We start from the raw sequence: 14,748 nt of genomic DNA on the forward strand, positions 1-14,748 counted from the left end.
GTCAGCGCACGGCGACCAGGACGTGGCTGTTGCCGAACTGCCAGACGGCTCCGGCATGGCCGAATCCCGCCTCGCGCAGCAGCCCGACGTGGCCGGAGACGGAGAGGTCGTTGCCCTCGCAGCGGGGGTGGCTGCGCTCTGCCGCCCGTCCGGGCAGCGCGGAGAGCGCGGGGTCGGCCGTGGCGCCGGCCCACCAGGACTGCCAGTCCTCCCGGGCGAGGGCCTGGCACCGTTCGGACCGGCGCCGGCCGATCTCCCGGGCGACGTCGTGGATGGCGGGGGAGTCGGAGTCGATGTGGTCGCCGTTGACGAACACACCACCGGGCCGCAGCCGTTCGGCCAGCTCGCGGTACACCTCGCGCAGCGTGGCCGCTCCCAGGTAGTGCAGGGCCGTCGTGGACACGGCCGCGTCCAGCGGCCGGTCCAGGGCCAGGGCGTCGAGCCAGCCCGGCGCCCCGATCGTCACCTCGACGTGGCGCAGGGCGGTGCCGTAGTGGGCCCGGCCCAGTTCCAGCAGGAGCGGATCGGCGTCGGCGGCCAGCACCTGGGCCGCCGGCAGCCGGGCGGCGATCCGGGCGGCCAGTGCCCCCGGCCCGCTGCCCAGGTCCACGACCAGAGGGCTGGGGCAGTCGCGCGAGACGTGCTCGACCACGTCCGCGATGACGGTGAACCGCTCCTCGCGGTCGATCGCGTAGCGCTCCTGCTGGCCTTCCCAGCGCTCCACCCACTGCGCGGCCACCGCTGTGCTCATGCTCATCGTGATCGAACTGCCTCCGTCGCCGCGTCACACCCTGCTCATGAAAATCATTGCAGTTCGGCGAGCAGGGTCAGCAACTTCTCCATCTCTTCGGGCGTGTTGTAGACGTGCAGACTGACGCGCACCGAGCCTTCGCGTACACTGCGCCCGGCCTGGCAGTGGTCGTCGGACCGCACCATGAAACCCCGGCTGAAGAGGATGAAGCCCAGGTCCTGGGAACTGATCTCACGGTGCCGGAAGGTCACGATGCTGCTCCGCCGCTGCACGGCGGTGTCCGCCGCCAGGCTGGTCCGGCAGCCGAGCACCTCGTACGCGTCCAGCGTGCTCAGCCCGTCGGTGAGCAGCGAGGCCAGCGCCGTGGTCCAGCGTTCGATACGGCCGGTTCCCGCGGCGTCCAGCCAGTCCAGAGCGGCCGCCAGGCTCGCGATGCCCGCCGTGTTCGGGGTACCCGGCCAGCCGCCGGGGAGGAAGCCGGGGCCGCGCAGCCCGCGCGCCCAGACGGCGCCGGTTCCGGGCAGGGCGAGCGCCTTGTGCCCGGAGAAGACCAGGAAGTCCACGTCCAGGGCGGCCACCGACACCGGCAGGTGCCCCACGCTCTGCGCCGCGTCCAGGCAGATGACCACGTCCGGACCGACCGCCTCGCGGATGCGGTGCACGTTCATGTCGGCGCCGTACACGTGGTGCACGTGCGTGGCGGCCACGAACCGGGTGCGCGGCCCGAGCACCCGGGCGAGGGCCCGCGGATCGTAGTCCCCGGAGCCCGCCTGGTACGGCAGCTCCCGCACCCGGATCCGCACCCCCTGCTTCGCCAGCAGGGCCTGGGCCTCCAGCCAGGGCGCCAGGTTCGCCTGGTGGTCCGCGTGGGGGACGACGATCTCGTCGCCGTCCTCGAGGAACTCCGGCAGCCAGTCCCGTGCCACCGTGCGCAGCCCCTCGGAGGTTCCGCTCGTGAAGTGGACCGTCGAGCGGTCCGGGGCCGGATCGCCGAGGAACTCCTTCACCCGGTCGCGGGTGCGCTCCACCAGGGAGGTGGTGGTGTTCGCCCACGGGTAGGAGCCCCGTGCGGCATTGGCGTTGGTGGTCGTCAGGTAGGTCCCCACGGCGTCGAGGACCGCTTGCGGTTTCTGCGCGGTGGCGGCGCTGTCCAGGTAGGCCAGCTCCGGATGGCCGGCCAGGATGGGGAAGTGGCCGCGCAGCGGACGCTGCCACGGGGCGAGGGACTTCAGCTCGGCTGCCGGGTCGGCCATGTCAGTCACGCACCAGCGGCGCGCCCGCGTCCCGCCAGGCGACGATGCCCCCGGCCAGGCTCCGTACGTCGGGATGCCCCATACGGGTCAGCAGGGCCGCGTACCGGGCCGACTTCTCGCCGACCGGGCAGGCCAGCAGAACCGGCCGGCTCGTACTGAACGGCATGCCGGACCGCACGAGTTCGTCGAAGAGCTCGTCGACGATGTTGACGGAGCCGTCGATGTGCAGGGCGGCGTAGGCGAACGGCCCGCGCAGGTCGACCACGAGCGGGTACCCGGTCTCGAGCCACTTCCGCGCCTCGTCGACGCCGATGGCCGTGACCCGGCCCAGCTCCGCCGGGGTCAGGGTGGTGACGGAGTTCTTGACCGGCGGGCGGCCGAAGAGTTCGGGGCGGCGCCCGCGGACGTAGCCCAGGTAGCTCTCCGCCCGGTCGCACACGATGAAGACGGCCGTCCGGCGCTCCGTCAACCCGGCGTCCAGCGCCTGGAGATGGCGCACCGCGCCGAGATAGGCGGCTCCGCCGGTGGGCCCGGCCAGCAGCCCGCAGCGCCGCAGCAGGGTCACCATCCCGTCGATCGCCTCACCGGAGCCGACGGTCTCGATGGCGTCGTAGACGGCCGGGTCGAAGAGGCCGACCTCCTGTACCTCGTCGGCGGTCCGGATGCCCGGGATGAAGTCGGACTTCTCCCCGACCAGGCCGATGACCCGGACGGCCGGGTCGTGGGCGCGCAGCGCGGCGGCGACCCCGGTGGACGATCCGGCCGTGCCCACGCAGGCGATGAACCAGTCCGGGGCGCGGCCGTCCAGGTCCGCGATGATCTCGGGTCCGGTGCCCTGCGCGTGGGCCTCGGCGTTCAGCGGGTTGAAGTACTGGTCGGTGTGGAGATGGGCGCCGCCCGGGTGGCCGAGCCGCTGGTGGAAGAGGGTCAGCGGATCGTCGGTGGCGGTCGGGTCGAGGCATTCGCTCTGCCCGGGCAGCTCCTCGATCTCGGCGCCCAGCAACAGGAGGAGGTCCTTGACCTCGGGGATGCGCATGCGGTTGGTGACGCTCTTGAAGGACAGCCCGTGCAGGCCGGCGATGAGCGCCAGGGCCTTGGCGGTGTTCCCGCTGGACAGCTCGACGACCGTCTCGCCCCGCTCGGCGGCCCCGGCCAGGCCCGCGCGGACCATGTTCCAGGCGGCCCGGTCCTTGAGGGAACCGAAGGGGTTGAGCATCTCCAGCTTGGCGTAGAGGTCGATGTTGCGCAGTCCGTGCACGTGCGGATCGATGCGGACCAGCGGGGTGTTCCCGATGGCTTCCGTGATGCTGTCGTACCTCATGCCCGCTGTCCCCCCGGATCCGAGATCGGCCAGTACTGCTCGTCGAGACACCAGCGCCAGGAACCGCCCTCCTCCCGCACGGCGATCCTGCGGGCCGAGTGCTGCCGCTGGGCGGCGGTGGCGGTGAAGTCCATGCAGTAGCCGGCCGTGTTGGGGAAGGCGAGGAGATCGCCGGGCCGTGGCAGGGCGGGCAGGAAGACCGTCCGGCGGGTGATCAGGTCGGATTCCAGGCAGAGGTTCCCCGCGAGGTGCACTCCCACGGGCCGGCCGGCCGCGGGTACGGCGCCACCCGGGCGCAGCAGTACGGGGTCCACGAGGATGCCGTGCTCCTCCAGTCCGACGTCGCCCGCGTTCAGGGCGAGCCGCACCATGGCCGGGGCGCCGCCCGCCTCCCGCACCTCCAGGACCTTGCCGAGGGTGAGCCCGCACTGGTCCACGAGGGCGCGGCCGGGCTCGGCGTACAGATCGCACAGGGTCTCCAGCAGCAGGGTGCCCAGCGGACGGCCGAGGCCCGGAGCGGGGCAGGACAGCAGCTCGTCCAGGTATCCGGCCCCCGCGACGGGGCGGAAGGCCGGGTAGAGGCCCAGCGCCCCCTTGAGGGTGCCGTTCTCCGTGCGCAGTCCGTAGCCGTGCCCGCCCCAGGTCAGGGGGGAGCGCCTGCCCATCACGGCCTCGGTGAGCGCGGTCGTGTAGCGCTCCCACTGGGCGGCGTGCGCCAGGTAGCCGATGCCGAAGCCGCCGCCGACGTCGACCGCCCGCGGCCGGTACCCGCGCAGCCGCAACTCCTCCACGGCGAGCAGGCAGCCCTCGAGCGCCGCCGCCTTCTCCTCGAGGCTGGTGGTGTCGAGGTGGTAGCCCACGCCGACCGGCTCCAGCTCCTCCTTGACGGAGTCCAGGGTGTCGAGCAGGCGCCCGAGGGCCTTGAAGGAGGTGCCGAAGCGGCTCGTACGGGAGAGCGTCCTCGCACCGGTGGTCTCGAAGCCGGACAGGCGCAGCAGGACCCTCAGCCGCGGCAGGCCGTACGTCCGGACGAATCCGGCGGCTGCGATCAGCTCGCCGGGCCCGTCGGCGTTGAGGACCACACCGGACCGTGCGGCCAGCCACAGGAACTCCGGGTCCTTCGGTCCGGTCGCCATCAGCCTGTCGGCGGTGAAGCCGGAGCCGAGCGCGTGCTGCAACTCGCCGAGGGAAGCCGCGTCCAGACCGGCGGCGGTCGTGGTGAGGCGGCGGACCAGAGCGCTCGACCGGTTCGCCTTGTGGGCGAAGAAGAACCGCCCGGAGAGCTGGTGGCGGCGCAGTACGGAGTGGAACTCCCCGAGGTTCAGGGCGATCTGATCGGGGAGCACCACATTGAGCGGCGAGCCGAGCGCGTCCACGAGCGACCGCAGGAAGGAGGCCGAGCGCAGGAGCGACGCCATCGCCGCACTGAGCCTCGGTTCCAGGTACAAAGGAGCGTCGCTCATGCCGGCTGTGCCTCCCGACGAGGAATGCAGGCTTGCTCTCAGCGATCGTTCGTACGGCTTGCCTCCATCATGAGTCCCTTTCCGCCGCCCCTCCAGGGGAGGGGCCGGATCCGCTCACGCATCGGCCGGAACCGGCCGGTTCAGAGGCTGATGCCCATGAGGATGTCGTCACGGTCGTCGCCCGGTGCCACGCGCAGCGCGCCGGGCCACCGGCCCACCTCCACCCACCCGAGCCTCCGGTAGAACTCCTCCAGGCCGAGTCCCGACCGTGCGCTGAGCTGTAGCCGCTCCAGGCCCATCTCCTCGCGGGCGACGACCCGTACGCGCTCCATCAGTGCCGCGCCGATCCCCCGGCCGCGGAAAGCAGGATGGGTCTGGACGTGGTTGACCACACCGCAGTGGGCGATCAGAGGATGTGGATCGCGCCGCAGGACGAGCCAGCCCGCGAGGGCGTCCCCGTAGGCGGCCATGAGGATCCGGCTGCGATCGGGCTCCAGCCCGGCGATGAGGCGATCCGCGACGGGGGCCACCTCGCGTTCGCTGACCGGCGGCATCGGGAACCCGGCCGCGATCACCGCACCGCCCGCGTTGGCCACGGCCACCCAGCAGTCGATCAGCTGCCGCCTCAGGCCGGGGCCCACCGCGTCGGGCCGGGTGGCCTGGAGGAGCCCGGGGGACTGGGGGATCACCATGGTGGTCAGCCTGACAGAGCGATGCGCGCCCGGCTTCAGGCCGCCGCGACCACGGCCTGAGCGTGTTCGTGCTCGCAGGCGTCGTCGATCCCGTACGTCTCCCAGTCCGGGAAGTCGTCCTGGGTCGGCGCGGCTTCTTCCGGGCCGAGCAGGCATGCTTCGAGGGCGGCCCGCAGCGCGTCGGTACGCAGGCCCGTGCCGATGAAGACGAGCTCCTGGCCCGGTGTGGTGTCCGGTCCGAGGGCGCCCGACGGCTCGAAGCGGGCCACCGCGCCGGCCTGGGACCAGAGGCCGGTCACGCGGGGGCGGCTGGCCAGCCGGAAGAAGCCCTTGCTGCGCAGGATCTGTCCGAAGGTGCCGCTGTCGAGGCCCTTGGTGACGAAGGTCCACAGCCGGCCGGGGTGGAAGGGGAGGTCCGAGCGGAAGACGAGCGAGGAGATCCCGTACTCCTCGGTCTCCGGGACGTGGTCGCCGTTCAGCTCCTTGACCCAGCCCGGAGCCTGCTGGGCCCGCTCGACATCGAACAGTCCGGTGTTCAGCACCTGCTCGAGGGGCACCTGCCCGTGGACCGCGGGAACGATCCGCGCCTCCGGGTTGAGCCGTGAGAGCGTCGCGCAAAGGCGGGCGGCCTCCGTCGGTCCGACCAGGTCGAGCTTGTTGAGGACGATGACGTCCGCGAACTCGATCTGGTCCACGAGGAGATCGCTGACGGTGCGCTCGTCGTCCTCGTACTGGTCGAGGCCGCGTGCGGCGAGTTCGTCGCCGCCTGCGAGCTCCGGCAGGAAGTTCGCGGCGTCCACCACGGTGACCATGGTGTCGAGACGGGCGAGGTCGCCCAGGGTGGCGCCGTCGTCGCGCGGGAAGGAGAACGTGGCGGCGACGGGCATGGGCTCGGAGATCCCGCTGGACTCGATGAGGAGGTGGTCGAAGCGCCCCTCGCGGGCGAGTCGGTCGACCTCCTCCAGCAGATCGTCGCGCAGGGTGCAGCAGATGCACCCGTTGGTCATCTCGACCAGCCGCTCCTCGGTGCGCGACAGGGCGGCCTCTCCGCCGCGCACGAGCGCGGCGTCGATGTTGACCTCGCTCATGTCGTTGACGATGACCGCGACCCGCAGGCCTTCACGGTTGCCGAGCACGTGGTTGAGCAGGGTGGTCTTGCCGGCTCCGAGGAATCCGGACAGGACGGTGACCGGGAGCGGGGCGTTCGTCGGACGGGCCATCGGCTCAGCCTTCGGGGTGCAGCAGGCCGCGTTCGTAGGCCTTCACCAGTCGCTGCGGGACCTGGTACACGGAGCCGTCGACGGTGATCGGGACGAGCTGCGGGGTCGTGGCCTTCCACTGGGCCCGGCGGTGGCGGGTGTTGCTGCGGGACATCTTCCGCTTGGGGACGGCCATCGGGATCTCCTGAGTGAGGTGTCGGAGGTGCTTGACCCGAGGCTATATGAAAACGACGCCCGTTTTCAATTACTGTCAAAGCTGGAGCACGGAGGACGGTCGCAGGTGTTGTTCCGGGGGCCCGGTGCGGTCGCGCCTTACGGTGGGGGCTGTGACGGAACATGCGGCCGACGCGGTGGACGCGCAGGCGACCGCGGCCCACCTGAAGGAGCGGCTCTACGCGACGATCACGATGATCTCCGTCGTCATCGGGCTCGAGGCCAGCGGCCATGTGGACGCCGTCGGCGCCGCGGCGACGGTCGTGACCGCCTCGGTGGGCCTGTGGCTGGCGTCGCTGGTCGCCGATCAGCAGGCCCACCGGGTGACGCACGGAGCCTTCGCCCGGGGACGGGAACTGCGCGCGATGCTCTTCGTCAGCAGCCCGCTGCTGCTGGCGGCGGTGGGCCCGCTCGTACTGATCGGCATCTCGGCACTGGGAGCCATGGGCCTGCACACGGCCCTGCTCACGGCCGCCGGGGTCAATGTCGCCACCCTGTTCGCGTGGGGGTGCTACGGCGGGATCCGCATGGGCGGAGGGGCGGCGTTCGCGCTCCTGGCCGGCGCGATCGACGCGGCGATCGGGACGGCGGTCGCGGTGGTGAAGGCGGCCTCGGGACACTGACGCCGGACCGCGGGCGGGTGGCGGACCCGCACGGCCTCACGGTGCGAGAACGAGGCGGACGGGGTTGCCTTCCTTGGCGTGCAGACGCCTGACCGCGTCCTCGACCTTGCTCAGCGGGAGGACGTCACTGACCGAGCCGGAGAGCTCGAGCCGATGCGCCGCCGCGAGCTTGACCAGGAGGTGGAGGTCCTGCGGTTCGGAGCCCCAGGCACCGTGGACGCTGTGCTGCAGCGCGTTGAAGCGGTCGCCGTGCGGGATGGTGACGGGCTGCGATCCCATGCCGATCAGGACGAGCCGCCCGTGCGGGGCCAGGAGGTCGTCGGCGCTGCTGCGTACGCTGGGATGGCCGACGAGGTCGATCGCCAGGTCCAGGCCCAGTCCGCCCGTGGCCTCACGGACCCGGTCCGGGAGGTCGGCGTCGCCCGGGTCGAAGGCCAGGTCCGCGCCCAGGTCCAGGGCCCGGCTGCGTGCCGCCGGCAGCGGGTCGAAGGCGATGATCGGCAAGGCCCCGGCGAGGCGGGCGATCTGCACCGCGTGCACGCCGAGCCCGCCCACTCCCCAGAGCCCGATGCTCTCCCCGACCCGGAGCCGGCCGTGGCGCACCAGGCCGGCGTAGGGCGTGGACACGGCGTCCGGGATGATCGCCGCCTGCTCGAAGGGCAGGCCGTCCGGGATGGGGACGAGTGACTGGTGGCGGGTCACGGTGTACTCGGCCCAGCCGCCGTCGTAGCTGATCCCGCGGGCCTGCGGCATCAGGCAGAAGCCCGTGTCGTACAGGCAGTTGGGGCATGTGTCGCACCGGTCGCCCGCGGTCAGGCAGACCCGGTCCCCCGGCTTCCAGACGGGCGGGACGCCGGGGCCGACCTCCGCGATGGTGCCCGCGACCTCGTGCCCGAGTGTCACCGCGGTCTGCTCGCGGTCACGGGGGACGGGCTTGGGCAGGGTGCCGTCGATCATGTGTACGTCGGAGAGGCAGACGCCCGCCGCCTGGACCTTGAGCAGCACCTGCCCCCGCCCGGGTGTGGGAACGGGAACCTCCTGGAGTCCGAACAGGCCGGTCACCAGGTCGAACCTGGCCGCCGTCATCACGGCGGCATCGCTGCTCAGCTGGGGAGTCATGGGTCTCTCGCCCTTCTCCGCTCGACGCTCGTGCGCGCCCTGGCATCCGCCCCGAGATGCGCGCGGTGCGGTCGCCCGTCCACCGCGCTGTCGTTCCCGCCCAGTGTCGGCACATTCCACGCGCCGCGCGAGCCGGAGAGCGCGGGGCGGGGCCGTGGGCGGGCCCCGAAAGCGCTGGAGGGCCGGGTCAGCCTGACGTGTCGGGTGGTGTGCCCGCGGCGCGGCGGAACTCCTCGTTGAGGCGCTGGGCCTCTTCGAGCTGGTCCTCGAGGATGACGATGCGGCAGGCGGCCTCGACCTGCATGCCCTGGTCGACGAGTTCCCGCGCGCGGGCGGCGATGCGCAGCTGGTAGCGGGAGTAGCGGCGGTGGCCGCCCTCCGAACGGAGCGGGGTGATCAGGCGGGCCTCGCCGATGGCACGGAGGAAGCCGGGGGTGGTACCGAGCAGCTCGGCGGCCCTGCCCATCGTGTAGGCGGGGTAGTCATCGTCGTCCAGCCGGCCGCCGAGCGAGTCGTCCGCTGTCATTTGCACCTCTTCTTGGGAGCGCGTAGAGGGGCCCTGGTGCCGTACGGCACCAGGGCCCCGGAGGGAATTCAACACCATCTGCCGGCCCTGGTGTGTTTCCTTCCCCGCGGGCGGGTGCTCGCGCTCGCGGACGCAGCGCACGGCGAAGGCCCCGGCCGGCGGGTGCCGGCCGGGGCCTTCGGTGTCGTTCTGCCGCTCAGGCGGAGATGCTGCTGCCGAGCATCGCGGACGCCTGCTGAAGGGGGCTCAGGGCGGCCGCGGGAGCCTCGGGCAGGCCGCGGACGGTGAAGCCGAGCTGGGTCATGGCCCGGATGACCTCGCCGGCGCTGAAGTCGCGGCGGTCCTGGCGGGTGATGACCTGTCCCACCTGCATGACGGGGTAGACGCGACGGCCGATGATCACCGATTCAGCCACGACGGTTTCGGGCTTGACGCCCTTCATCGTTTCCAGCACGCCGGCCTTGGTGAGGTCGAAGGGGAACCGGGCGATGACGCAGCGCATGATGCCTCACTCACAGGAAGAAGAGGGGAAGTACGGAAGGGGGTCTGACCTGGTTGAGCCGGGTGGGCCGGGGTTCTAGGCCGCGGTGTCGAACGGGCCCTGGCGCTGGCCGCCGCGGCGCGAGGCCTGCGAGGGGCGGCCGCGCCGGCCGCGCGAGGCGGCGCTGCGCTTGGGGCGCTCGCTCACCGGCGCCGTGATGACGACGGGGATGCCGGAGGGGGTCCGGGCGCCGGTGATGCGCTGCAACTCGGCCTCGCCGGAGCGGACCTGAGTGGTCTGCGGGGTGATGCCGGCGGTGGCCATCAGGCGGGTCATGTCGCGTCGCTGGTTGGGGGTGACGAGGGTGACGACGCTGCCGGATTCGCCCGCACGGGCGGTGCGTCCGCCGCGGTGGAGGTAGTCCTTGTGGTCGGTGGGCGGGTCCACGTTGACCACGAGGTCCAGGTTGTCGACGTGGATGCCGCGGGCGGCGACGTTGGTGGCCACCAGCACGGTCACGTGCCCGGTCTTGAACTGGGTCAGGGTGCGGGTGCGCTGGGGCTGGGACTTGCCGCCGTGCAGGGCCGCGGCCCGTACGCCGCTGTTGAGGAGGTCCTGGGTCAGCCGGTCGACGGCGTGCTTGGTGTCCAGGAACATGATCACGCGGCCTTCGCGGGCGGCGATCTCCGTGGTCGTGGCGTGCTTGTCGGCGCCCTGCACGTGCAGCACGTGGTGTTCCATCGTGGTCACCGCGCCGGCCGACGGGTCGACGGAGTGGACGACGGGGTCGTTCAGGTAGCGGCGCACGAGCAGGTCGACGTTGCGGTCGAGGGTCGCGGAGAACAGCATCCGCTGGCCGCCCGGGCTCACCTGATCGAGCAGGGCGGTGACCTGCGGCATGAAGCCCATGTCGGCCATCTGGTCGGCCTCGTCGAGGACGGTGATGTCCACCTGGTCGAGCCGGCAGTCGCCGCGCTGGATGAGGTCCGCGAGGCGTCCGGGGGTAGCGACGACCACCTCGGCGCCGCCGCGGAGGGCGCCGTCCTGCTTGCCGATCGACATGCCGCCGACGACCGTGGCCAGCCGCAGCTTCACGGAGCGGGCGTAGGGGGTGAGGGCGTCCGTGACCTGCTGCGCGAGCTCGCGGGTGGGGACGAGTACCAGGGCCAGCGGCTGGCGGGGCTCCGCCCGCCGTCCGGCGGTACGGGCGAGCAGCGCGAGGCCGAAGGCGAGGGTCTTGCCGGAGCCGGTGCGCCCGCGGCCGAGCACGTCGCGGCCCGCGAGGGTGTTCGGCAGGGTCGCGGCCTGGATCGGGAACGGGACGCTCACGCCCTCCGCGCCGAGCGCCGCGAGCAGCGGGGCGGGCATGTCGAGCTCGGCGAACGCCTCTATGGCGGGCAGCGCGGGGGTGACCGTCCGGGGGAGGGCGAACTCGCCCTGTACGGCGGCGGGCCGGCGGCCGTAGCCACCGGAACGGGCCTGTCCTCCCGAGCGAGCCTGCCCGCCGGAACGGCTGGGGGCCGCCGACCCGAACCGGCTCCCGCCCGTGCGGGAGGAGGAGGCGGAGGAGCGATTGTTCGTGCGTGTGCGGTTCATGCGGAACCTTCCTCGAATGCGGCGCATGTCAAGGAATTCCCGCAGCGACGAGCGCGCGGACAATTGCAAGAATGGGCCGGGTGGAACGTGAAAGCGAATCTGGCCGACGGAAATCAGTGCGAGCTCAGGCGCTTGGAAACGGGGGCGCGGCGCGAAGGCGGGTGCCCCTGGGTGAGGATCCTCGTGCGGAGGGCCGCGGAATCCTCGGATCGTCCCGCAGGTGGACTCACTGCGGGGAAAACGCGCAGCTGGGGCCCGCACCCCGAGGGATGCGGGCCCCAGCTGCGAAGTGCGCGTCAGCGTCAGGCGGGAACGATGTTCTCGGCCGTCGGGCCCTTCTGGCCCTGCGCGATGTCGAAGCTGACCTTCTGGCCTTCCTGCAGCTCACGGAAGCCCTGGGCGGCGATGTTCGAGTAGTGGGCGAACACGTCAGGGCCGCCACCGTCCTGCTCGATGAAGCCGAAGCCCTTTTCCGCGTTGAACCACTTCACGGTACCAGTAGCCATGTCAAATCTCCTTTGGGGCAGTACAACGGGATCCGCAACGTGCGGACCTCGTGTCGCCGCGATGATTGCCCCGCCGGACCAATTAAGAGCCGGAAATGCACAAGCGCTCGCAGTGGACACGAAGTCCGACTGGGTGCTTGAAATTTTTGGGAACCACAACTGCAACTGAGATCGACAGTAGCACGGTGCGGTGACACGCGCCGAGAATATGGGCGCCCTCTTTGGAGCCGTGAAGAATCCTCAGCGCGCGGTCCGCCAAAATCTCATCTCGCGGACACAGATATTTACCCGCCCGGGGCGCAGCGTTTCCCGCGCCGCCGGGCAGGTACCCGTGCCGCAGCCCGCCTGGGCGCGACGCGCCCGTGAACCAGGGTTCGGGGCGCGACCCGATCCGCGCCGAGCGGGCCTGGGTCGTCGTCGCGCCCCCGAAGTACGCCCCCGGGCTGGAAGACGCGGTCACCGTGTGGGACCTGCTCACCGACCTGTTCGCGAAGGGACCCCCGGACGGCGGCCCGCAGCCGTCGTACATACGCGACATCGAGCCCGTCCTGCGCCGTGCCCGGACGATGGGGGCCGTCAACCGGGACGCCGGGGGACGCAACCACGCCCGCTGGCCGGAGCCGCTCTACGGGTACTGCGGGCGGCGGAAGATCGTCGGCTGGCTGCGGCCTCCCGGATACGAGAGCCCCAAGGGCGGCGTCGGGAACTCCATGCCCAAGCTGGCGGGCAAGCCCCGGCCGCACCTCACCCGCCGTCAGTACGCCGCCCTGGTGCGATGGCGCGACGGGGACTTCGTGCGGGACTGGGGTCCGAGTGCCGAGCCGGCCGACGGGCAGGGGGAGATCACCCCGTACGGACTCGACCGCGCGGCTCCCGAGGCTTGCGTCGGCACCGTCTTCGAACCCGGAATCGAGGCGGGGCGCTTCTTCCTGGACCTCGACCCAACGAGGTCGTCGTACCCGGCTCGGGATACCAGGGCTGGCAGCGGGGGGTCGCGAACATCCGGCACATGGTCGACGTCTGGGACCGGCTGGGGTTCGTCGTTCACGACCCCCTGCACGGGTACGTCGAGGGCGAGCATGACGAGCTGCCCGAGGTCCCGCCGCCGCCCCTCGCCGCCGGGCGGTGGAACAGCGCCCTCGCCGGCCCCGGGCCGGGCGGCAACGGGCACGTCGGGATCTGGCAGCAGGCCGGGCAGCTCGCCGAAGCCGACCTCGTCGGACTACGGGCGCGGCGACCTGTCCCCGGGGGTCGGGCACCTGTGGCGGCTCCGGCTGACCGAAGCCGACCGGAGCCTGACACTGAGGCTCCGTACGGCCGACCCGGCCGCCCTCTCGGTCACCATGAAGACCCCCTACGGCACCGTGCTGGAGGCGAATGACCCCTGCCTGACGGTCGCCCGCGAATGCGCCGCCCTGGAGGTGCGGTGCGCGCTGCCGCTGGAGGTCGCGCCCCAGCGGTTCGCCCGCGAGGGGCTGTGGGAGGTCGTCGTGCGGGCCACGGGCGCAGGCCCGGCCGCGTACCAGTTCACCGCCCGGACGGACGGCGACCGTCGAGCACGCGGAGGGCGCGGCGGTGCCCGCCGCCACGGTGCTCGCCTCGGCACCGCCCGGGACGCGGCTGCGGGCCACCGGCCACTCGCGGCTCGGGCACCCCTTCGTACGGGAGCGGTTCCTGACGGGCTCGTAGAGCCGCGCGGCGGCCGATCCTGCGGCGGTCAGGCCGATGTCCGGCATGCGCCGCCCCTCCAGCGGGTCGGCGCCGGGGGAACGGGCGGGGTAGGCGGCGGCGAGCCCGGACACCTGCGCGGCCAGACGTCGGTTGACCTCGGCCGTGCCGACGAACTCGTCGAGCATCCCCCGCAGCGCGGCGGCGGGCCGCGCGTACTGCGGGACGAGGGTGAGTTCCGCCAGCAGGGTCTGGACTTCGGTGTTCTCGATGACCGCCGCTCCGACCGGCCGGCGCTCGGCGTCGTAGCCGTCCAACAGCCCGGGCGGCGCCCAACCGCTGATCTCGGCTGCCAGCTTCCAGCCCATGTTCACGGCGTCCTGCAACCCGGTGTTGAGGCCCTGTCCGCCCGCGGGGAAGTGGATGTGGGCGGCGTCGCCCGCCAGCAGGATCCGGCCCGCGCGGTAACGCTCGGCAAGGCGGCCGGCATTGCCGAAGCGAGACAGCCACCGCGGCCGGTCGACACCGCAGTCGGAGCCGCAGATGCCCGCCAGGGAGGTCCGGAACTCCTCCAGTGTCACGGGCTCGTGGGAGGGGACACGCATCCGCGCGGGGTCGAGGTAGACGAGCCGGGTGACCCCGTCCTCCAACGGCGCGACCAGCACACCGCGGTCCTGCGCGCGCTGAAGTCCCGGATCGGCCCGGTTCACGGTCTCGAAGTCGCCGAGGACACCGGTCACCGTCTCGTCCGTACCCGGGAAGCCGATCCCGGCGGCCGTGCGCACCAGGCTGCGCGCGCCGTCGCACCCCACCACGTATGCCGCTCGCAGGGTCCGGGGGCCGGCGGGGCCGCGTAGGTCCACCTCGACGCCGTTGGCGTCCTGGCGTACGTCGACGGTCTCGTGCCCCCGCAGGATCTCGACGCCGAGCTCGCCGGCCCGCTCTGCCAGCAGGGCCTCGGTACGGGCCTGGGCGATGAACAGCGTGTAGGCGTGGCGGCTGTCGAGGGCGGTGAAGTCGAGCCGGGTGTCCAGGCCCGCGAAGTGCCATCCCGGCATGGTGGTGCCGGCGGCGAGGAAGCGGCGAGGAAGCGGGGGGGGGGCAGTCCCCGCAGATCCATCAGCTCGACACTGCGCGGATGGAGCGTCAGGGCCCGGGAGTCGCGCTGCGGCTCGGGGCGGCGCTCGACGATCTGCGGCCGGACGCCGGCCAGGGCCAGCTCGCAGGCGAGCATCAGCCCGGTCGGGCCCGCACCGACGACGATCACATCAGGGGTCACATCCGCCTCCCATATTAGTGAACAGCGTTCACGTGAA

At 72.2% G+C, this 14,748-nt stretch carries 13 protein-coding genes and 2 pseudogenes; 2 read left to right on the top strand and 13 right to left on the bottom strand.

What is annotated here, in order from left to right; translation table 11 throughout:
- Window position 1 precedes the first annotated feature (1 nt).
- From OOK34_RS34920 to rpmF, 7 genes are all read right to left on the bottom strand, one after another.
- Window positions 2-757, bottom strand: coding sequence for a trans-aconitate 2-methyltransferase (locus tag OOK34_RS34920; protein WP_267038188.1), 756 nt, complete (start codon window positions 755-757; stop codon window positions 2-4).
- Window positions 758-804: 47 nt separating this feature from the next.
- The gene (locus tag OOK34_RS34925) at window positions 805-2,004 is read right to left on the bottom strand and encodes an aminotransferase class V-fold PLP-dependent enzyme (RefSeq protein WP_267038189.1); all 1,200 of its coding nucleotides are present in this window, start codon (window positions 2,002-2,004) and stop codon (window positions 805-807) included.
- 1 nt (window position 2,005) lies between these two features.
- Complete coding sequence (locus OOK34_RS34930) at window positions 2,006-3,325, bottom strand: pyridoxal-phosphate dependent enzyme (RefSeq protein WP_267038190.1); 1,320 nt, start codon at window positions 3,323-3,325, stop codon at window positions 2,006-2,008.
- Window positions 3,322-4,788, bottom strand: a complete 1,467-nt coding sequence (locus OOK34_RS34935) for a Y4yA family PLP-dependent enzyme (protein ID WP_267038191.1) — start codon at window positions 4,786-4,788, stop codon at window positions 3,322-3,324. Before OOK34_RS34935 ends, OOK34_RS34930 begins: the two co-directional genes overlap by 4 nt.
- Window positions 4,789-4,928: 140 nt before the next feature.
- A complete protein-coding gene (locus OOK34_RS34940) occupies window positions 4,929-5,480 on the bottom strand; it encodes a GNAT family N-acetyltransferase (RefSeq protein ID WP_267038192.1) in 552 nt (183 codons plus the stop codon).
- A gap of 35 nt (window positions 5,481-5,515) precedes the next feature.
- A complete protein-coding gene (locus tag OOK34_RS34945; protein WP_267038193.1) occupies window positions 5,516-6,700 on the bottom strand; it encodes a GTP-binding protein in 1,185 nt (394 codons plus the stop codon).
- A gap of 4 nt (window positions 6,701-6,704) precedes the next feature.
- On the bottom strand, window positions 6,705-6,875 hold the full coding sequence (gene rpmF / locus OOK34_RS34950; protein WP_183068845.1) for a 50S ribosomal protein L32: 171 nt from the start codon (window positions 6,873-6,875) through the stop codon (window positions 6,705-6,707).
- 151 nt (window positions 6,876-7,026) lie between these two features.
- Here rpmF and OOK34_RS34955 point away from each other — a divergent pair, with 151 nt between their 5' ends.
- A complete protein-coding gene (locus OOK34_RS34955; RefSeq protein WP_267038194.1) occupies window positions 7,027-7,536 on the top strand; it encodes a hypothetical protein in 510 nt (169 codons plus the stop codon).
- 36 nt (window positions 7,537-7,572) lie between these two features.
- Here OOK34_RS34955 and OOK34_RS34960 read toward each other — a convergent pair whose 3' ends face one another.
- The 5 genes from OOK34_RS34960 to OOK34_RS34980 form a co-directional block, all read right to left on the bottom strand.
- The gene (locus OOK34_RS34960; RefSeq protein WP_267038240.1) at window positions 7,573-8,622 is read right to left on the bottom strand and encodes a zinc-binding dehydrogenase; all 1,050 of its coding nucleotides are present in this window, start codon (window positions 8,620-8,622) and stop codon (window positions 7,573-7,575) included.
- 220 nt (window positions 8,623-8,842) lie between these two features.
- Window positions 8,843-9,181, bottom strand: a complete 339-nt coding sequence (locus OOK34_RS34965) for a MerR family transcriptional regulator (protein WP_267038195.1) — start codon at window positions 9,179-9,181, stop codon at window positions 8,843-8,845.
- 196 nt (window positions 9,182-9,377) lie between these two features.
- Complete coding sequence (locus OOK34_RS34970) at window positions 9,378-9,683, bottom strand: SCO5918 family protein (RefSeq protein WP_267038196.1); 306 nt, start codon at window positions 9,681-9,683, stop codon at window positions 9,378-9,380.
- A 75-nt stretch (window positions 9,684-9,758) separates the two neighbouring features.
- Window positions 9,759-11,258 (bottom strand): DEAD/DEAH box helicase, encoded by a 1,500-nt coding sequence (locus tag OOK34_RS34975; protein WP_267038197.1) that lies wholly within the window; start codon window positions 11,256-11,258, stop codon window positions 9,759-9,761.
- 302 nt (window positions 11,259-11,560) lie between these two features.
- Entirely contained in the window at window positions 11,561-11,764 is a 204-nt protein-coding gene (locus OOK34_RS34980) for a cold-shock protein (RefSeq protein WP_030939356.1), read from the bottom strand.
- Between the two features lie 710 nt (window positions 11,765-12,474).
- Between OOK34_RS34980 and OOK34_RS34985 the strand changes: the two are divergent.
- Window positions 12,475-12,669, top strand: a pseudogene (locus OOK34_RS34985) (LodA/GoxA family CTQ-dependent oxidase); the annotation flags it as partial.
- Window positions 12,670-13,446: 777 nt separating this feature from the next.
- Here the strand turns inward: OOK34_RS34985 and OOK34_RS34990 are convergent.
- Window positions 13,447-14,711, bottom strand: a pseudogene (locus OOK34_RS34990) (FAD-dependent monooxygenase); the annotation flags it as partial.
- Between the last annotated feature and the right edge of the window lie 37 nt (window positions 14,712-14,748).

The sequence above is a fragment of the Streptomyces sp. NBC_00091 genome (genome assembly GCF_026343185.1).
Taxonomy (GTDB): domain Bacteria; phylum Actinomycetota; class Actinomycetes; order Streptomycetales; family Streptomycetaceae; genus Streptomyces.